General features: G+C 72.5%; 20 protein-coding genes. 10 read left to right on the top strand and 10 right to left on the bottom strand.

Features of this window, described 5'->3' with window-relative positions:
- Window positions 1–356: 356 nt before the first annotated feature.
- Window positions 357–710, bottom strand: a complete 354-nt coding sequence (locus tag PV364_RS06235) for a hypothetical protein (RefSeq protein ID WP_319658665.1) — start codon at window positions 708–710, stop codon at window positions 357–359.
- Between the two features lie 180 nt (window positions 711–890).
- On the opposite strand from PV364_RS06235, the gene PV364_RS06230 reads away from it, so the two are divergent.
- Window positions 891–1511 carry an ATP-binding protein gene (locus PV364_RS06230; RefSeq protein ID WP_319658664.1) on the top strand — a complete coding sequence of 207 codons (621 nt, stop codon included), beginning with the start codon at window positions 891–893 and terminating at the stop codon, window positions 1509–1511.
- Window positions 1512–1650: 139 nt separating this feature from the next.
- Here PV364_RS06230 and PV364_RS06225 read toward each other — a convergent pair whose 3' ends face one another.
- Window positions 1651–2493 (bottom strand): SigE family RNA polymerase sigma factor, encoded by an 843-nt coding sequence (locus PV364_RS06225; protein WP_319658663.1) that lies wholly within the window; start codon window positions 2491–2493, stop codon window positions 1651–1653.
- A gap of 187 nt (window positions 2494–2680) precedes the next feature.
- Here PV364_RS06225 and PV364_RS06220 point away from each other — a divergent pair, with 187 nt between their 5' ends.
- The 5 genes from PV364_RS06220 to PV364_RS06200 all read left to right on the top strand — a co-directional run bounded on the left by PV364_RS06220 (window position 2681) and on the right by PV364_RS06200 (window position 6467).
- A complete protein-coding gene (locus tag PV364_RS06220) occupies window positions 2681–3358 on the top strand; it encodes a response regulator transcription factor (RefSeq protein ID WP_319658662.1) in 678 nt (225 codons plus the stop codon).
- A gap of 74 nt (window positions 3359–3432) precedes the next feature.
- Window positions 3433–4908, top strand: a complete 1476-nt coding sequence (locus PV364_RS06215) for a HAMP domain-containing sensor histidine kinase (RefSeq protein WP_319658819.1) — start codon at window positions 3433–3435, stop codon at window positions 4906–4908.
- Window positions 4905–5636, top strand: a complete 732-nt coding sequence (locus PV364_RS06210) for a hypothetical protein (RefSeq protein WP_319658661.1) — start codon at window positions 4905–4907, stop codon at window positions 5634–5636. Before PV364_RS06215 ends, PV364_RS06210 begins: the two co-directional genes overlap by 4 nt.
- 53 nt (window positions 5637–5689) lie before the next feature.
- Window positions 5690–6181 carry a VanZ family protein gene (locus tag PV364_RS06205; protein WP_319658660.1) on the top strand — a complete coding sequence of 164 codons (492 nt, stop codon included), beginning with the start codon at window positions 5690–5692 and terminating at the stop codon, window positions 6179–6181.
- Window positions 6182–6266: 85 nt separating this feature from the next.
- Window positions 6267–6467, top strand: a complete 201-nt coding sequence (locus PV364_RS06200; RefSeq protein WP_319658659.1) for a PspC domain-containing protein — start codon at window positions 6267–6269, stop codon at window positions 6465–6467.
- Between the two features lie 66 nt (window positions 6468–6533).
- Here PV364_RS06200 and PV364_RS06195 read toward each other — a convergent pair whose 3' ends face one another.
- Complete coding sequence (locus PV364_RS06195) at window positions 6534–6875, bottom strand: hypothetical protein (RefSeq protein WP_319658658.1); 342 nt, start codon at window positions 6873–6875, stop codon at window positions 6534–6536.
- A 456-nt stretch (window positions 6876–7331) separates the two neighbouring features.
- Here PV364_RS06195 and PV364_RS06190 point away from each other — a divergent pair, with 456 nt between their 5' ends.
- The gene (locus tag PV364_RS06190; RefSeq protein WP_319658657.1) at window positions 7332–8447 is read left to right on the top strand and encodes an adenosine deaminase; all 1116 of its coding nucleotides are present in this window, start codon (window positions 7332–7334) and stop codon (window positions 8445–8447) included.
- Window positions 8448–8582: 135 nt separating this feature from the next.
- Here PV364_RS06190 and PV364_RS41205 read toward each other — a convergent pair whose 3' ends face one another.
- On the bottom strand, window positions 8583–8699 hold the full coding sequence (locus PV364_RS41205; protein ID WP_401978353.1) for an excalibur calcium-binding domain-containing protein: 117 nt from the start codon (window positions 8697–8699) through the stop codon (window positions 8583–8585).
- A 52-nt stretch (window positions 8700–8751) separates the two neighbouring features.
- On the opposite strand from PV364_RS41205, the gene PV364_RS06185 reads away from it, so the two are divergent.
- Both PV364_RS06185 and PV364_RS06180 read left to right on the top strand, forming a co-directional pair.
- Window positions 8752–9531, top strand: a complete 780-nt coding sequence (locus PV364_RS06185) for a dienelactone hydrolase family protein (RefSeq protein ID WP_319658656.1) — start codon at window positions 8752–8754, stop codon at window positions 9529–9531.
- 114 nt (window positions 9532–9645) lie between these two features.
- The gene (locus tag PV364_RS06180) at window positions 9646–9846 is read left to right on the top strand and encodes a DUF5999 family protein (protein WP_319658655.1); all 201 of its coding nucleotides are present in this window, start codon (window positions 9646–9648) and stop codon (window positions 9844–9846) included.
- On the opposite strand, the gene PV364_RS06175 is transcribed toward PV364_RS06180, so the two are convergent.
- Complete coding sequence (locus tag PV364_RS06175; RefSeq protein WP_319658653.1) at window positions 9833–10813, bottom strand: LysR family transcriptional regulator; 981 nt, start codon at window positions 10811–10813, stop codon at window positions 9833–9835. The genes PV364_RS06180 and PV364_RS06175 overlap by 14 nt on opposite strands.
- Window positions 10814–10876: 63 nt before the next feature.
- Here PV364_RS06175 and PV364_RS06170 point away from each other — a divergent pair, with 63 nt between their 5' ends.
- Window positions 10877–12148 carry an MFS transporter gene (locus tag PV364_RS06170; protein ID WP_319658652.1) on the top strand — a complete coding sequence of 424 codons (1272 nt, stop codon included), beginning with the start codon at window positions 10877–10879 and terminating at the stop codon, window positions 12146–12148.
- Between the two features lie 98 nt (window positions 12149–12246).
- Here PV364_RS06170 and PV364_RS06165 read toward each other — a convergent pair whose 3' ends face one another.
- Genes PV364_RS06165 through PV364_RS06145 form a run of 5 tightly spaced genes read right to left on the bottom strand, consistent with a single transcriptional unit; the run spans window position 12247 to window position 17958 of the window.
- Window positions 12247–13524 (bottom strand): thymidine phosphorylase, encoded by a 1278-nt coding sequence (locus tag PV364_RS06165; protein ID WP_319658651.1) that lies wholly within the window; start codon window positions 13522–13524, stop codon window positions 12247–12249.
- 15 nt (window positions 13525–13539) lie between these two features.
- Complete coding sequence (locus PV364_RS06160; protein ID WP_319658650.1) at window positions 13540–13962, bottom strand: cytidine deaminase; 423 nt, start codon at window positions 13960–13962, stop codon at window positions 13540–13542.
- Window positions 13959–15248, bottom strand: a complete 1290-nt coding sequence (locus PV364_RS06155; protein ID WP_319658649.1) for an ABC transporter permease — start codon at window positions 15246–15248, stop codon at window positions 13959–13961. The genes PV364_RS06160 and PV364_RS06155 overlap by 4 nt, the downstream gene beginning before the upstream one ends.
- The gene (locus tag PV364_RS06150) at window positions 15245–16360 is read right to left on the bottom strand and encodes an ABC transporter permease (protein WP_319658648.1); all 1116 of its coding nucleotides are present in this window, start codon (window positions 16358–16360) and stop codon (window positions 15245–15247) included. Before PV364_RS06150 ends, PV364_RS06155 begins: the two co-directional genes overlap by 4 nt.
- On the bottom strand, window positions 16357–17958 hold the full coding sequence (locus PV364_RS06145; RefSeq protein WP_319658818.1) for an ABC transporter ATP-binding protein: 1602 nt from the start codon (window positions 17956–17958) through the stop codon (window positions 16357–16359). Before PV364_RS06145 ends, PV364_RS06150 begins: the two co-directional genes overlap by 4 nt.
- Window positions 17959–18103: the final 145 nt, after the last annotated feature.

Genomic DNA, 18103 nt, shown 5'->3' with positions numbered 1-18103 from the left:
AGGTCGAGCGGCGCTCATCGGCGCGGGGCGGACCGGGTGTGTGCGGCATCACGCAGGTGAGTTCGCCGGGCGCGCTCTTCAGCAGCGTCACGTCGGCGTGACAGGTGCCGGGACCGGGCCTGTTTCCGGCCGCCACCGGCCGTTGTACGCCGTCATGCGCCAGTGGTGGCCCCGTCCGGGGACCGCTCGACGCTCGTCCGTGCACCCGGTGCGGGTCCGCGGCCCTTCCGTGCCGCCGCCACCTGTCGCGCGGACCGCCGCGCGGCGGATCCCGGCGTGCATGAGGGACGACGCGGCAAGGCGCCCCGCCCGGCCCGGAAGTCACCGGCCGGAGCGGGGCGAGGCGGAAACGACGGTCAGTGGCCCTGGAGCGTGCGCACCAGGCCGCCCACGAGCGGCAGGTCGGCGACCGAGCGGCTGTCGGCGACCGGCTTGGTGAGCATGGCGGTGGAGACCGGCTTGAAGTCGCTGATCTGCGAACCCACCGCGTTGTCCAGGGGGTTGACGCTGGTGCGTGCCAGCGGGTTGACCGGCAGGTAGTTGATGGTGCCGACGACGGCCGACGCGGTCTCCTTGGCGGACTTGTCGGTGCTGCCCTGCCCGTCGGGCTGCGCCGCGCCCGCCTGCGCCGCCCCGGCCACCGCGAGGGCGGCGACGGACGACACCGCGAGGGCTGCGGTGCGGAGAAGGGTACGGGAGAGCTGCGCCATGAAGGTCCACCTGCCTGGTCACTGAACCGGTGCCGGGCCGGAGACCGGGGCCGGTCGCGGGCCGGCGGCCGTCTCCGTACGCGACGATGTCGCCACGTACGGTATTCGGTTGAACATCACGCGTCCAAAACATGTCCCCGAGGGTCACCCCAAAGGCGGAATGCCCCACACTGGTGTTCCGTGAGCTCCCACCTCGTCGCCCGCGTGATCCTGCTGACCGGCCCCTCCGGGTCCGGCAAGTCCTCGCTCGCCGCCCGCACCGGGCTGCCGATCCTCCGCCTGGACGACTTCTACAAGGAGGGCGACGACCCGACCCTCCCCGCGCTGCCGAGCGGCATCGGCACCGACTGGGACTCACCGGCGTCCTGGAACGCGGACGCCGCCCTCGCCGCCGTCGCCGAACTGTGCGCGACCGGGCGGACCGACGTCCCCGAGTACGACCTCTCGTCCAGCTCCGTCACGGGCAGCACGGCCGTGCAGCTCGACGGGGCACCGCTGTTCATCGCCGAGGGCATCTTCGCCGCCGACATCGCCGCGCGGTGCGCCGGCCTCGGGCTGCTCGCCGACGCCCTGTGCCTGAGCCGGGGCGCGGTCACCACCGCCCGCCGCCGCTTCGTGCGGGACCTGCGCGAGGGCCGCAAGTCGGTGCCCTTCCTGCTGCGCCGCGGCTGGAACCTGATGCGGGCCGAACGGCACATCGTGGCCCGGCACTCGGCGCTCGGGGCCCATGTGTGCGACCGGGACGAGGCACTGGAACGGATCACCGGTGCTCGTTACGAACCGATTCCCGTCCGGGTCTGAACGATTCGGCTCGCACTCCCGTAAGACATGAACGAGGGAGCGGTGCGCACGGACCCCCCGCCGTACGCGACCGCTCCCTCTCCCCCCTCCCCCCGCTGTGGAGCCCCCGCTCCCCCGATCCCCCCGGGGCTCCGCGGCGTCAGGCCACCAGCTCGCCGAACGCCCCTTCCTCGTCGACGCCCGCGCTGAGCGTCTGGTCCTCACGCAGCCGGCGCAACGAGCGCCAGATGCTGCTCTTCACCGTGCCGACGCTGATGCCGAGGATGCCGGCGATCTCCGGGTCGGTGCGGCCCTCGTAGTAGCGGAGCACCAGCATCGTGCGCTGGGTCTCCGGCAGCTTGGCGAGCGCCTGCCAGAGCACGGCGCGCAGCTCGGTGCCGCGCATCTCGTCGCAGTCGCCCACCGTCTCCGGCAGCTCCTCGGTCGGGTACTCGTTGAGCTTGCGGCGCCGCCAGGCACTGATGTGCAGATTGGTCATCGTGCGGCGGAGGTAGCCCCCGACCGCCGCCTTGTCGCTGATCCGGTCCCAGGCCCGGTAGGTGGAGAACAGCGCGCTCTGCAGCAGGTCCTCCGCCTCGAACCGGTCACCGGTCAGGTGGTACGCGGTCGCGTACAGAGAGGCCCGGCGCTCCTGGACGTAGGCGGTGAAGTCCGCCTCCGCCGAGGTCCGCCGCTCCTCCTCGCCGCCCGTGGCCGGGCCGGCGAGGTCCCCCGAGGCCCCCGTGGCCTCTCCGTACGCGACACCCCCGTGTCCCCCGTGACCGCCCTCGATCGCCGTGAAGAACGGCGGCCGGTTGCGGATCACCCCACGTCCGGTGCCACGAGCGCACCCCCGCCCGCCCGTGGCACCGGACTTCTCCACGCCCCGCGCCGCGGTGTGCACCGCGGCGGCCGGGCGAAGCTCCTCGTTGCGGACGGGCTGGTGGGAGACGAGCGGGAGCGGCTGAAGTACTGCCGTCGTCGTGCTGTGCAGTGCGTTCATTTCGCGCCCCCGTGGGTGGAGCCTGCCTGGTGTCTGTCTCGGTCCGGCGGGGGCTTCGCCCAGGGACGCCCTCGCCGTGACCAATAGACTGCCGGGCCAGTTTCATGACGCTGTCCGCCGAGTGTCACAGGCCCGTCACAGACGCCACAGGTACCTTCCGCGGCCATCCTTGGTGGAGAATGCGGGCGTGCCTTTCCTGTTGCTGATCGAGGACGACGACGCCATCCGAGCGAGCCTCGAACTCGCCCTGTCGCGCCAAGGCCACCGAGTGGTGGCCGCGGCGACGGGCGAGGACGGGCTGAAGCTGCTGCGCGAGCAGCGGCCGGACCTGATCGTGCTGGACGTCATGCTGCCCGGGATCGACGGTTTCGAGGTGTGCCGGCGGATCCGGCGCACCGACCAACTGCCGATCATCCTGCTGACCGCGCGGAGCGACGACATCGACGTCGTCGTGGGCCTGGAGTCCGGTGCGGACGACTACGTCCTCAAACCGATCCAGCCGCGTGTGCTGGACGCCCGCATCCGCGCGGTGCTGCGCCGCGGCGAGCGGGACAGCTCCGACTCGGCGGCCTTCGGCAGCATCGTGATCGACCGCTCCGCGATGACCGTCACGAAGAACGGCGAGGACCTGCAGCTGACCCCCACCGAACTGCGCCTGCTGCTGGAGCTCAGCCGCCGGCCAGGGCAGGCGCTGTCCCGGCAGCAACTGCTGCGCCTGGTCTGGGAGCACGACTACCTCGGTGACTCCCGCCTGGTCGACGCCTGCGTGCAGCGGCTGCGCGCCAAGATCGAGGACGTGCCGTCGTCACCCACTCTGATCCGTACCGTCAGAGGCGTCGGATACCGCCTGGACGCACCGGCGTGAACCCAGGGCATCACGAGTACGCCGCCGAGGACGAGGCCGCGGACCAGCGGCTGAACGGCTGGCGATCACGACTGCTGCGGCTCACGAGCCTGCGGCTGCGCCTGGTGGTGGTCTTCGCCGCCGTGGCGCTGGCCGCCGCCGTGTCCGCCTCCGGCATCGCGTACTGGCTCAACCGCGACGCCGTGCTCACCCGCGCCCAGAACGCGGCGCTGAACGACTTCCGTGCGTCGATGACGCGCAACGCCGGATCGCTGCCGCGCCATCCGTCCTGCGACAAACTGGCCGACGCGACGCGCAGCATCGGCGCGAGCACCCAGAACTACCAGGTGATCCTCATCGGCACCGGGCCGGACGGCGAGCACTGCGCGACCAAGTCGAGCAGCGACGGACTCTCGCTGGACGCGGTGCCGCAGTCGCTGCGCAAGGCCGTCGAGAAGCGCAACCCCAAGCAGGGCGACCCCGCCGAGTACCACCTGTACTGGCAGCGGATCACCCGCGGCGGCCAGCCCTACCTGGTGGGCGGCGCCAAGGTGATCGGGGGCGGCCCGACCGGCTACATGTTCAAGTCGCTGGAGGCCGAGCGCAAGGACCTCAACTCGCTGGCCTGGTCGCTGGGCATCGCCACCGCGCTCGCCCTGATCGGCGCCGCACTGCTGGCGCAGGCCGCCGCCTCCACCGTGCTGCGGCCCGTGGCCCGGCTCGGCGACGCGGCGCGGCGGCTCGGCGAGGGCAAGCTCGACACACGGCTGCGCGTCACCGGCACCGACGAACTCGCCGAGCTGTCGCGGACGTTCAACCGTACCGCCGAGCGCCTGGAGCGGCGCGTGGACGAGCTCAGCCAGCGCGAGGCGGCCAGCCGCCGCTTCGTCGCCGACATGTCGCACGAGCTGCGCACCCCGCTGACCGCGATCACCGCCGTGACCGAGGTGCTGGAGGACGAGGCCGACTCCCTCGACCCGATGATCGCCCCGGCGGTGCGGCTGGTGGTGAGCGAGACCAAGCGGCTGGGCGAACTGGTGGAGAACCTGATGGAGGTCACCCGCTTCGACGCGGGCACCGCCCGGCTCGTCGAGGACGCGGTGGACGTCTCCGACATGGTGACCGCGTGCATGGACACCCGTGCCTGGCTGGACGCGGTCGACCTCGACGCGCCGCGCGGCATCATCGCGCGGCTCGACCCGCGCCGCCTGGACGTCATCCTGGCCAACCTGATCGGCAACGCCCTCAAGCACGGCGGTTCGCCGGTCCGGGTCAAGGTGCGGCAGGACGGCGAGGAACTGGTCGTCGAGGTCGCCGACAACGGTCCCGGCATCCCCGAGGACGTCCTGCCGCACGTCTTCGACCGGTTCTTCAAGGCCGACGCCTCCCGCGCCCGTTCCGAGGGCAGCGGTCTGGGGTTGTCGATCGCGCTGGAGAACGCGCACATCCACGGCGGCGGCATCACCGCGGCCAACGCCCCCGGCGGGGGCGCGGTCTTCACCCTGCGGCTGCCGATGGGCGGTGGGGACGATCTCGCCCCGGAGCCCGAGGAAGGGAACGTGAGCACGTGACGCAGCCGCCCCGGGGCACCGCCCCGTACCCCGCGGTGCCGGGCTCCTCCCGGCGGTGGCGCGCCCCGCTCCTCGCCCTGGTGTGCGCGGCGCTGGCGGCCGGCTGCGGCATCCGCACGACCTCCGTACCGGTGGACGCGGGACCGGCGCCGTCGCGGGTGTCGTGCGCGGTACCGGACGACACCCGGGCGACGGCGGCGGCCTCCGCCACCGCCACTGCCAACGCCACTGCCACTGCCACTGCGACTGCCTCCGGCCTCGCCTCCGCAGCCGCCTCCGCGACGGCGGCGCCCTCTGCCGCGCAGTCCGTCGCCACCGTGTACCTGGTGTGCAGTTCGCAGGTCGCCGACGTGCACCGCTCCGTCGCCCTCGCCGGGCTGTCCCGGCTCGGCACCGCGGTGGCGCTGCTGCGGGAACTCCAGCAACGGCTCGGGATGGCCGAGGCGTCGGCCGGCTTCGGCACCGCCGTGCAGGGCGACCTCGCCGTGGAGGGCCCGCGTGCCGGCGATCCCCGGGGCACCTTGCGGCTGAGCGCGCCGCTGTCGGAGCTGCCGCCGTTCGCGCTCGCGCAGTTGGTGTGCACCTACGCGGGCAACCCCACGCTGTCCTCCGACGGCTCGGTGGTGCTGGGCGGTTCGGACGGCGCACAGGTGCGTCGTTTCACCTGCACCAGCGACCTGCGCACCGACCCCGGGGCCGCCGAAACCGCTGGAACCGCCGTGAAGTGACGGACGTCCTTCCATTCGTGCGGCGCAACGGCTCTCTCCCGAAAGTGCGCGCGGTGGGCCTGATACTCGCCGCGGTTCATCTGACCCTGGTGGGATGGCTGCTGTTGCGACCGCAGTACGTCGCCTGGGTCGACGCGCCGAACCTGCGCCCCCTGGCGACGATCCGCACCGACCTCGCCCTGCCGCCCCTGGCGGCGGCCCGCGCGCTGGGTGCCGGACTGGTGCTACTGGCCCCGCTGGGGGTGCTGCTGCCCATGGCCGGGGGGCGGGCACAGGTCTCCGCCGCGGGCTCGTTCGCGCGGACGGTGTTCGCCGGGCTGATGATCTCACTGACCCTGGAGTTCATGCAGACCGGCGTGCCGGGTCAGATCTTCGACGTGGACGCCCTGCTGCTCAACACCGCGGGCGTCGCGCTGACCCATCTCGCGGTCGTGCCGGCCGCGCGTGCCTGGCTGCGGCGGCGCGGTGCGCGGGTCACCGCCCCGGGCCCCGCCGGCTCTCGGGGCCGGACCCCGAGGATTTCCAGGGTCGGGGTCGCCCCGTAGAGCGATGATTCGCGGTGGTATGCGCTCGTACGGTGATGTCATCGGCCGGAGGGACCGGCCTGGAACTCCCGAAGGAGCACCCGCCATGTCGTCTCTGGTCCGCCCGCGTCACGGCCGGATGATCGCCGGGGTCTGCGCCGGGCTCGCCGACCGGTTCGGCACCTCGCACACCACGATGCGCGTGATCTTCCTGCTCTCCTGCCTGCTGCCCGGCCCGCAGTTCCTGCTCTACCTGGCGCTGTGGATCGTGCTGCCCGCCGAGGGGCGCACCGCGGCCGCGCTGTAGCCGCCGGCGCCACGACGCGCGAGGGCCGCACCCCATCGGGGGTGCGGCCCTCGCGCACGGACGGGTTCAGCCACCGATGGGCAGGCCCTGCAGCGGGAGCTGGCCGAGCTGCCCCCCGATCGGGAGCTTGCCGAGGGGCAGGCCGCCGAGCAGCGTGTTCAGCGCGACGGGGGTGTTCTGCGCACCGGGGACGACGTTGCCCGCCTTGGGCAGGTTGCCGGCGAGCGAGTCGAGCGGGACCGCCTGAGCCACCTGGTTGACCGGCAGAGAGGTGGCCGGCAGGTTCGGCACCTGGGGCAGGCCCATGTCGGTCGTCGCCGGGGCGGCGGATGCGGCGCCCGCGGCGGCACCGACGAAGGCCACGCCCAGCGCGGCGGCACCGAGAGTCTTGACGGTTCCGGTCTTCATGGTTGCGATCCTCGTGATGGGGGAGATGGAGCGTCCGCCGCGCCGGCACACGGGCCGTAGCCGCGGGAATCCGGAACGTAGCGATGCGGGGCACCGCGGCGCAAGCGGACGCGCACGGCCGCGCGGCGCGCCGTCCCCGCCCCGGCGCACCCTGGCCCGCCCCGCGGTTCACTCCCGCCCCGGACGCGGAACCGCTGGCCGAGGGCGGTGTGGCGGACGTCCGGCGGAACAGCCGCTCGTCCTTCGGCTCGGCCCACCGGGGCTCGACGACGTCGTTGATCATGGCCAACCGTTCATCGAAAGGGATGAACGCCGGTTTCATCGCGTTGACGAGCCGCCACTCCCACGGGCCCGGGCCCCGTGGACCGGGGGCGGTCGTGCGGCACGTCCGTCGGCCACGCGCAGCGGTGCCGTATCCGGGGCCCGTTCTATGCGCGTAGGAGTTAGAGTGCGGAAATGACGAGCCCGAGCGTGGTCCCGAGTTCTGAGCAGATCCGGCGCGCGCCGAAGGTGCTGCTTCATGACCATCTGGACGGCGGTCTGCGGCCGGACACGGTCGTCGACCTGGCCCGTGCGTCGGGCTACGAGGGGCTGCCGGAGTGGGACCCCGGCAAGCTCGGGGCGTGGTTCCGCGAGGCGGCCGATTCGGGGTCGCTGGAGCGGTATCTGGAGACGTTCTCGCACACGGTCGGCGTGATGCAGACGCGCGAGGCCCTGGTGCGGGTCGCCGCGGAGTGCGCCGAGGACCTCGCCGCCGACGGCGTGGTGTACGCGGAGGTGCGGTTCGCGCCGGAACTGCACGTCGAGCGAGGTCTGGGCCTGGAGGAGGTCGTCGAGGCCGTCAACGAGGGCTTCCGGGAGGGCGAGCGGCGCGCCCGTGAGGAGGGCCGGCGCATTCGGGTGGGGGCGCTGCTGACGGCGATGCGCCATGCGGCGCGGTCGCAGGAGATCGCGGAGCTGGCGATCCGTTACCGCGACGCGGGCGTGGTCGGCTTCGACATCGCCGGCGCGGAGGCCGGTTTCCCGCCCACCCGCCACCTGGACGCCTTCGAGTACCTGAAGCGGGAGAACTTCCACTTCACCATCCACGCCGGGGAGGGGTTCGGCCTGCCGTCGATCTGGCAGGCGCTCCAGTGGTGCGGCGCGGACCGGCTGGGGCACGGTGTCCGCATCATCGACGACATCGAGGTGGCCGGGGACGGGTCGGTGAAGCTGGGCCGGCTGGCGTCGTACGTGCGGGACAAGCGCATCCCGCTGGAGATGTGCCCGACCTCGAACCTCCAGACCGGAGCGGCCTCGTCGTACGAGGAGCATCCGATCGGGCTGCTGCGCCGGCTGCGGTTCCGGGTGACGGTGAACACCGACAACCGGCTGATGAGCGGGACGAGCATGAGCCGGGAGTTCGGGCACCTGGCGGAGGCGTTCGGGTACACGCTGCGGGACTTCGAGTGGTTCTCGATCAACGCGCTCAAGTCGGCGTTCATCCCGTTCGACGAGCGGCTGGCGCTGATCGACGAGGTGATCAAGCCGGGGTACTCGGCGCTGCGCAGTGAGTGGCTGTTCCAGGGGTGAGGCGCCGGCGGGGGCCGGCGCGCGACCCGCTGCGGCAAGGCCGCCCGCACCCCCGGTGATCGCGGTGGAGCCGGCCGGGAACGGGAGTCCCTGACCGGCTCCCCGGTGGACCGACGCCGCGGACCCGGCGGCGGGCTACTCGCACGCGACTCCGTCGCCGTCACGGTCGAGCCCGCCGGACGGCCGTCCCCTTCGAGGAGCGGTCGGCCTCGCGCGGCCGTACGCGCGTGGAGCCCGTGGATGATGCCGAATATTGACCTCCCGGCCAGGTCGTGCACACCTTCCCGTCTGCCATGGTTACGCCATGGCTTCGCAAGCTTTACCGGTGCGTGGTGCGCGGTTGGGAAAGAGAGTCACTCCGGGGCTGACCCCGGCGGCACGGCGGCGATCGGACGAGACCGTCCGGGCCGCCGTACTCGTGCTGCCCGGGGGCAGCGCGCTGAGCACGCGCCGGCGTTCGCCGGTGGCGGCCGCCGCCATGGTGCCCCTGGCCCGGCGGCTGGTGCGGGCGGCCGGCCGGGGCGAGGGCCTGGCCGTGCACGTCGTGCACTACCGCTTCCGCGGCTGGAACGGCGGTCACGCGCACCCCGCGCAGGACGCCCAGTGGGCCGTGGACGAGGTCGTGCAGCGGTACGGCGACGTGCCGGTGGCCCTGGTCGGCATGGACATGGGCGGCCGCGCCGCGCTGCGGGCGGCCGGCCACCCGGCCGTCAACTCCGTGGTGGCGATAGCCCCGTGGCTGCCCGACGCCCTGGAGCCCGATCCGGTCAAGCAGTTGATCGGCCGCCACGTGATGCTCGTGCACGGCACGAACGACCATTCCACCCATCCCGACCTGTCCTACCGGCTCGCCGAACGCGCGAAGAAGGTCAACCGGGACGTGTGCCGCTTCGAGGTGCACTCCGACGGCCATCAGCTGACCGAGCACCGCCTCGAAGTCTCCGCGCTGGCCGCCGACTTCGTCCTCGGGACCCTGCTGGGACGTTCCTTCGCCCGCCCGGTCGCCGACGCCCTCGCCGCGCCTCCCCCGCTCGGTCTGCGCATGCCGCTGGCGGCGGGTTTCGGCCGCGCTCCACTGCGCTGACGCGCCCCGGCACCAAGAGCTGTCCCGGCGTTCGCCTGCGCGCCGCACGGCCGTACGGCCGGTGTCGGTGGGGCGGGGAAGCATCGCCGCAGCCGGTGGAAAGTGAGGTCCGTCATGTGTCTGCACCAGCCGCAATGCCCGTCCGCCGACGCTTCCGACCATGAGGCGGCGCATGTGGTGGCGTCCCACGGCGAGCAGGGCTGGAGTCTGCTGTGCAACGGCGTCCTGCTCTTCGAGGACACCGGGGAGATCCTGCCCGACGGCCGGGTCGTCGGTCCGCGCCGTCCGACGGACCCGCCGCTCACCCCGGGATGAGCCTGCCGCGCCGCCCGATCAGGAACTTCTTGAAGGCCGCCACCGGCGCCGTGTCCGGGTGACCGCCGAGCCAGGCCACCCCGATCTCGCGCACCGCGCGCGGCGCCGTCACCGACAGCTCCACCACACCGGGGCGGGGGACCAGCGGCGGTGGCAGCAGCGCCACCCCCAGCCCGGCGGCGACCAGGCCGCGCAGGGTCTCGGTCTCCTCGCCCTCGAAGGCGACGCGCGGGGTGAACCCGGCCTCGGCGCAGAGCGCGTCGGCGATCCGGCGCAGCCCGTAGCCCGGTTCGAGGGTGACGAAGAGTTCACCAGCGGCCTCCGCGAGCCGGATCCTGCGCCGTCCCGCGAGCCGGTGGCCGTCGGGGACGACCAGCCGCAGCCGCTGCTCGTCCAGGCGCCGGGTGACCAGGTCGGGCGCGTCGGGAACGGGTGAGGTCAGGCAGAGGTCCAGCTGACCCGCGCGCAGCCCGGCCAGCATCGCCTCGCTGTAGTTCTGCACGAGCTGGAAGCGCACCCGCGGGTGGTCGGCGCGGAACTCCCGCAGCAGGGCCGGTACGGTCTCCGAGCCGAGGGTGTGCAGGAAGCCGAAGGCGACGAGCCCGGTCTCCGGGTCGGCTCCGGCGCGTGCCGACTCCGCCGACCGGTCCACCTCCGCCAGCGCGCGCTCCACGGAGCCGAGGAAGCCGCGCCCTGCGGGGGTCAGCGAGACGGTGCGCCCCTGGCGGGCGAAGAGCGTGACGCCCAGATCGGTCTCCAGCCGGACCATGGCCCGGCTGAGCGTCGACTGCGGCACGCCCAGCTCCCGCGCCGCCCGTGTCACGTGCTCGTGCCGCGCGACCGCCGCGAACTGCGCGAGCCGGGGCGCGAGGACGGCCGCCCAGGAGGCGCTGTCCAGCTCCGCGCGAGTGTCGCCCGCATCACGGGACGGCGGAACCGGCGTCGTTGACCTCGCCTCATGCACCATGGGAACGATTATGGCCAGTCCGTGCATTGGACGCATGAAACGGAGCCGTCCTAGCGTGTGGACATGCCTCCTGCCGATACAGGGGCGTCCGCCGTGGCACGGCCGGACGCCGCCTTCGCCGACGCGCTCCGCCCGGGCGGACCCGGCTACCGCCGCGCCAACGTGGCGCTGTTCGCCGCCGGACTCGCGACCTTCGCCCTGCTCTACTCGACACAGGCCCTGCTCCCCGCGCTCTCCGCAGGCCTCTCGCTCACCCCGGCGCAGGCCAGCCTCACCGTCTCGGCCACCACGGCCGCACTCGCGCTGGCCCTGCTGCCGGTGAGCGCGCTGAGCGAGAAGTACGGCCGCACCGCGGTGATGACGACCTCGGTCTTCAGCGCCTCGGCACTGGCCCTGGCCATCCCCTTCGCCCCGGACCTGACCACGCTCGTAGTCCTGCGCGCCGTCCAGGGCGTGGCCCTGGCAGGGCTGCCCGCGACGGCCATGGCGTACCTCGCCGAGGAGATCCACCCCAAGGCGGTCGCCTCCGCGATCGGCCTGTACGTGGCGGGCAACAGCATCGGCGGGATGAGCTCCCGGGTCCTGACCGGCGCCCTGGCCCAGGCCTTCGGCTGGCGCACCGCGCTGTTCGCCGCCGGCGCCATGGCGCTGCTGTGCGCCGTCGCCTTCCGCCTGCTGATCCCGCCCGCGCGCAACTTCCGTCCGGGGCCGGTCAATCCGGCGGCCCTGCTGCGCACCGTCGTGGGCCACCTGCGGACGCCGCTGCTGCGCCGCCTCTACGCGATCGGGCTGCTGTTCATGGCGGTCTTCGGCGCCGTCTACAACGTCCTGGGCTACCGGCTCGGCGAGGAGCCCTTCGGCCTCTCCCAGACCGCCATCGGCCTCGTCTTCCTGGTGTACCTGGTGGGTACCGCCGCCTCGGCGGCCTCGGGCGTGCTGCACGGACGCATAGGCCGCCGCGGCGCCCTGTACGTCGCCGCGGCCCTGGTGACCACCGGCCTGCTGCTGAGCCTCGCCGGCTCCCTCGCCGCCGTGCTCACCGGCCTGGTGCTGATCACCGCCGGCTTCTTCACCGGTCACGCGATCGCCTCGGGCGCCGTCAGCCGCACCGCCACCACCGGCCGCGCCCAGGCCTCCGCCCTCTATCTGACGGCGTACTACATCGGCAACAGCCTCGGCGGCACCCTGGGGGCGTCCGCCTTCCACTCGGCGGGATGGGACGGCACGGTCGTGCTCTGCCTCGCCGCGGTCGTGGGGGTCGCCGGGATCACCCTGCACGCCACCCGGCGCGCCCTCGCCGAGCACCGCGGACGTGCGGTCCGCACCGCGGGCTGAACCGCGATCCGCGGGCGCGACCGCGGAGGGGAAGGGAGCGGGGCCGGTGGACGTCCACCGGCCCCGCTCACTGTCCCGTCACCGGGGCCCGCCCACGGTCAGGCGATCCGGTCCAGCACGATCGGCCGGGGCGTGAACGCCGTGCCCGCCGGGGAGATCGCGACGCCGCCGGCGAGGGCCGCCAGGGCGTAGTCGAACTTCTCCGGGGTGTCGGTGTGCAGGGTCAGCAGGGGCTGCCCCTGCGTGACCGTCGCACCGGGCTTGGCGTGGATCTCGACGCCGGCGCCGGCCTGCACCGGGTCCTCCTTGCGGGCCCGGCCCGCGCCGAGGCGCCAGGCGGCGACGCCGACGGCGTAGGCGTCCAGCCCGGTGAGCACACCGGACTTCTCGGCGGTGACCACGTGCCGCTCGCGCGCGACGGGCAGCGCCGCGTCCGGGTCGCCACCCTGGGCGGCGACCATGCGGCGCCACACGTCCATGGCGGAACCGTCGGCCAGCGCCTTGGCGGGGTCGGCGTCCTTCAGGCCGGCCGCGTCGAGCATCTCGCGGGCCAGCGCGAGGGTCAGCTCCACCACGTCGGCCGGGCCGCCGCCCGCCAGCACCTCGACGGACTCGCGGACCTCCAGGGCGTTGCCCGCGGTCAGGCCCAGCGGGGTGGCCATGTCGGTGAGCAGGGCGACGGTTCTGACGCCGTGGTCGGTGCCCAGGCCCACCATGGTGGAGGCCAGTTCGCGGGCCTGCTCCAGGTTCTTCATGAAGGCGCCGGAGCCGACCTTGACGTCGAGCACGAGCGAGCCCGTACCCTCCGCGATCTTCTTCGACATGATCGAGGAGGCGATCAGCGGGATCGCCTCGACGGTGCCCGTCACGTCGCGCAGCGCGTACAGCTTCTTGTCGGCCGGGGCGAGGCCGTCCCCCGCCGCGCAGATGACCGCGCCGGTGTCGCCCAGGACCCGCAGCATCTCCTCGTTGGACAGCAGCGCCCGCCACCCGGGGATGGACTCCAGCTTGTCCAGGGTGCCGCCGGTGTGGCCGAGGCCCCGGCCGGACAGCTGGGGCACGGCCGCGCCGCAGGCGGCCACGACGGGCGCGAGCGGCAGCGTGATCTTGTCGCCGACGCCGCCGGTGGAGTGCTTGTCGGCGGTGGGGCGCGGCAGCGAGGAGAAGTCCATCCGCTCGCCGCTGTTGATCATCGCCGCGGTCCAGCGGGCGATCTCCGCCCGGTCCATGCCGTTGAGCAGGATCGCCATGGCGAGCGCGGACATCTGCTCGTCGGCGACCTCACCCTTGGTGTAGGCGTCGATGACCCAGTCGATCTGCCCGTCGTCGAGGCGGCCGCCGTCGCGCTTGGTGCGGATGACGGAAATGGCGTCCATAGTTCACGTACCTTCTCAGCGGTTGGTCAGGTCGTCCGGGCCGAACGCGTCGGGCAGGACGTCCCGCATGGTGCGGATGCCGTCGGACATCTCGACCAGCAGATCGGGGCCGCCGTGCTCCCACAGCAGCTGGCGGCAGCGGCCGCAGGGCATCAGCTGGTCGCCGTTGCGGTCGACGCAGGTGAACGCGACGAGCCGGCCGCCTCCCGTCGCGTGCAGGAGCGAGACCAGCCCGCACTCGGCGCACAGGCCGAGGCCGTAGCTGGCGTTCTCCACGTTGCACGCGGCGATGACACGGCCGTCGTCCACCAGGGCGGCGGCTCCCACCGGGAAGTGGGAGTAGGGCACATAGGCCCGGGACATGGCGTCCCGGGCCTGCGCCCGCAGGCCCTCCCAGTCGACCCCTTCGAGGTCGGCCGGGCCCGCGGAGCCGGTCACTTCCCCTGACCCTTTCGGTAGCGCATACCGTCAGCCTTGGGCATGCGCAGGCGTTGCGCCGACAGGGAGAGCACCAGCAGGGTGACGACGTACGGGGTCGCGCCCACGAACTCGGCCGGGACCTCGTCGGTGAGCAGGTACCAGACCAGCACCAGCGCGCCCACGGCCAGGCTGGTCACGCCCTGCCACAGGTTGCGCTTCCACAGCTTCCAGGCGCCGAGCAGCACCAGCAGGATCACCAGGAGCAGCAGCAGCGCGTGGACGGTCGGTCCGCCGTTGCGCAGCTGCAGCGCGTCGGAGTAGCCGAACAGGCCGGCGCCGGCGGCGAGACCGCCCACCCGCCAGTTGCCGAAGATCATCGCGGCGAGACCGATGTAGCCGCGGCCGCCGGTCTGGCCCTCCAGGTAGATGTGCGTGGGCACCATCGCCAGGAACGCGCCGCCGAGGCCGGCCAGGGCACCGGAGACGATCACGGCCACGTACTTGTACAGGTACACGTTGACGCCCAGCGACTCGGCGGCCACCGGGTTCTCGCCGGCCGACCGCAGCCGCAGGCCGAAGGCCGTGCGCCACAGCAGGAAGAAGCTGCCGACGAAGAGCACGACGGCGACGAGCGTCAGCGCCGAGACATCGGTGACGAGGCCGCCGACGACCCCGGCGAGGTCGGAGACGAAGAACCAGCCGTGCTTCTCGATGCCGGCCAGCCAGTCGGACAGCCCGGGGATGTCGAACGACGGCAGGGAGTCGATCGGCGGGGACTGCTTGGGGTTGCCGCCCTTGGTCGCCGCCTCGCCGCCCGTGAACCAGAGCTTGGCGAGGTACTGCGTCGCGCCGAGCGCCAGGATGTTGATCGCCACACCGGAGATGATGTGGTCCACGCCGAAGGTGACGGTGGCGACCGCGTGGACCAGGCCGCCGACCGCGCCGCCGACGACACCGGCGAGCACGCCGACCCAGGGGTTGGTCTGCCAGCCGGCCCAGGCACCGAAGAAGGTGCCGAGGATCATCATGCCCTCGAGGCCGATGTTGACCACGCCGGAGCGCTCGGACCACAGACCGGCCAGACCGGCCAGACCGATCGGCACGGCGAGCCCGAGGGCCGCGGTGATCTGGCCCTGCGCGGTGAGCTGGTCCTGGCCCGTGACGATCCGTACGACCGACACCAGCGCGAGGGCGCCGGCGACGATCAGCACAATCATCGGGAAGGAGAGGCGGACCTTGCGGCCCTTGGTGCCGGCCGGCTTGGGAGCCGCGGGCGGCGGGGTGTGGGTCGTCGTGGCGGTCACGCCGTCACCTCCTTCTTGATGCCGGCCTGGGCGGCGAGCTGCTCCCCGACCTTCTGCTGCTGGCGCTTGAGGCCGTAGCGGCGGACGAGCTCGTAGGCGATGACGACGCTCAGGACGATGACGCCCTGCATCACGCCGACGATCTCCTTGTCGTAGCCGTCGAACTCCAGGCGGCCGGAGCCGCGCTCCAGGAAGCCCCACAGCAGCGCGGCCAGCGCGACGCCGATCGGGTTGTTGCGGCCGAGCAGCGCCACCGAGATGCCGGTGAAGCCGATGCCCGCCGGGAAGAGGTCGGCACCGTAGGCGTGGACGTCGTTCAGCAGCAGCGGCAGGCCGGTCAGGCCCGCCAGGGCGCCGGAGATCAGCATGCTGTAGACCACCATGCGCTTGACGCTGACACCGCTGGCGGTGGCCGCGCTCTCGGACAGGCCGACGCTGCGCAGGTCGAAGCCGAAGCGGGTGCGGCCGAGGACGAACCAGTAGCCGACGCCGATGATCAGGGCGAGGACGACGAAGCCGTAGATCTGGCCGATGTCCTCGCCCATGTCGAAGTTGAACAGGTGGCCGGACGAGGGCAGCGGCGTGGTCGACACCGACGTCTGCGCCTTGTCGAGGTGGCCGAGCCGGCCCGCCTTGAGGAAGTAGCCGACGATCGACAGCGCGATCGCGTTCAGCATGATGGTCGCGATGACCTCGCTGACGCCGCGGCTGGTCTTCAGGACGCCCGCGATGCCGGCCCACATGCCGCCGACCACCATGGCCACCACGATGATCAGCGGGATCTGCAGGAAGCTCGGCAGGGTCACCGCCCCGCCGACCGCGGCGGCGAAGAAGGCGCCGAGCCGGTACTGGCCCTCGACGCCGATGTTGAACAGGTTCATGCGGAAGCCGACGGCGACCGCGATACCCGCGATGTAGTAGGTGGTCGCCTTGTTGATGATCTCGACCTGGCTGTCGCTCTTGAAGCCGTAGTCGATCATCGTGCTGAAGGCGCCGAACGGCTCCTTGCCGGTGGCCAGCAGCACGAGCGCGGTGATCACGAACGAGGCGACGATCGCCAGCACGGGCGCGGCGACCGCGAGGAGCAGCCGCTCCTTGTCGATCTTCTTCATCGGTCCTCTCCCCCGTGGGCGGCGTCGCCGTTCTCGTGCTCGAGATGACCGGCGGCGGCGCCCGTCATCGCGGAGCCCAGCTCCTCCGGGGTGATGGTGGCGGGGTCGGCGTCGGCGACCAGGCGGCCGCGGTACATGACGCGCAGGGTGTCGGACAGGCCGATCAGCTCGTCCAGGTCCGCGGAGATCAGCAGCACGGCCAGGCCTTCGCGCCGGGCCTCGCGGATCTGGTCCCAGATCTGGGCCTGGGCGCCGACGTCCACACCCCGGGTGGGGTGCGCGGCGATCAGCAGCCGCGGCTGGTGGCTCATCTCGCGGCCGACGATCAGCTTCTGCTGGTTGCCGCCGGACAGGGACGCGGCGGTGACCTCGATACCGGGGGTGCGGACGTCGTACTCGCGCACGATCCGCTCGGTGTCGCGGCGGGCCGCGGCCGGGTCCAGGAGGCCGCCCTTGCTGTTCGGGCGCTCCGTGACGTGGCCGAGGATGCGGTTCTCCCACAACGGGGCCTCCAGCAGCAGGGCGTGCCGGTGGCGGTCCTCGGGGATGTAGCCGATGCCGTCCTCGCGGCGCTTGCGCGTCGGGAGGTGGGTGATGTCGGTGCTGCCGAGGGTGATCCGGCCGGCGTCGGGCGGGAGGATGCCCATGATCGCCTCGACCAGTTCCGCCTGGCCGTTGCCCTCGACGCCCGCGATGCCCAGGACCTCGCCCTTGTGGATGGTCAGGGAGATCCGGTCCAGGACGACGCGCTCGATGCCCTCCAGGTCGGTCTCCGACAGGTGCAGGCCGTCGACGGTCAGCATCGGGACGTCGGTGACCGTGGACTCGCGGGTCTCCGGGGACGGCAGTTCGCTGCCCACCATCAGTTCCGCGAGCTGCTTGGGGGTCGTGGTCTTCGGGTCGGCCGAGCCGACCGTGGTGCCGCGCCGGATGACCGTGATCTCGTCCGCGACGGAGAGCACCTCGCCGAGCTTGTGCGAGATGAAGATGACGGTCAGGCCCTCGGCCTTCAGACCGCGCAGGTTGTCGAAGAGCGCGTCGACCTCCTGCGGGACCAGGACCGCCGTCGGCTCGTCGAGGATCAGCGTACGGGCGCCTCGGAAGAGGACCTTGAGGATCTCGACACGCTGACGGTCGGCGACACCGAGGTCTTCCACCAGGACGTCCGGCCGCACTCCGAGGCCGTAGGCGTCCGAGATCTCCTTGATCCTGGCACGGGCGCGACCGCCGATGCCGTGGAGCTTCTCGCTGCCGAGCACGACGTTCTCGAGGACCGTCAGGTTGTCGGCGAGCATGAAGTGCTGGTGCACCATGCCGATGCCGCGGGCGATGGCGTCACCCGGGTCGTGGAACGTGACGCGCTCGCCGTCGACGGTGATGGTGCCCTCGTCCGGCTTCTGCATGCCGTAGAGGATCTTCATCAGCGTCGACTTGCCGGCGCCGTTCTCACCCACGAGGGCGTGCACGGTGCCGCGGCGGACGGTGATGTCGATGTCGTGGTTGGCCACGACACCGGGAAATCGCTTCGTGATGCCGCGCAGCTCGACGGCATGCGGACTGAGGGGGCTAGGGGGACTGGGGGTGCTGGACGCGTTGATGACGCACTCTCCTCGCGGAAAAGAGCGGGGCGGGGCGGGTGTGGCGAACGTACCGCGAGGAGGGAACTCTATGCGCGTAGCGTTGCCAGATCCATAGTGGTGCGAGTCAGAACAGATACCACCGGGACCGAAATGGGCGGAACGC

The organism is Streptomyces sp. MI02-7b (assembly GCF_033793585.1).
Lineage (GTDB): Bacteria > Actinomycetota > Actinomycetes > Streptomycetales > Streptomycetaceae > Actinacidiphila.
This window is presented reverse-complemented; position numbering and strand designations above follow the sequence as displayed.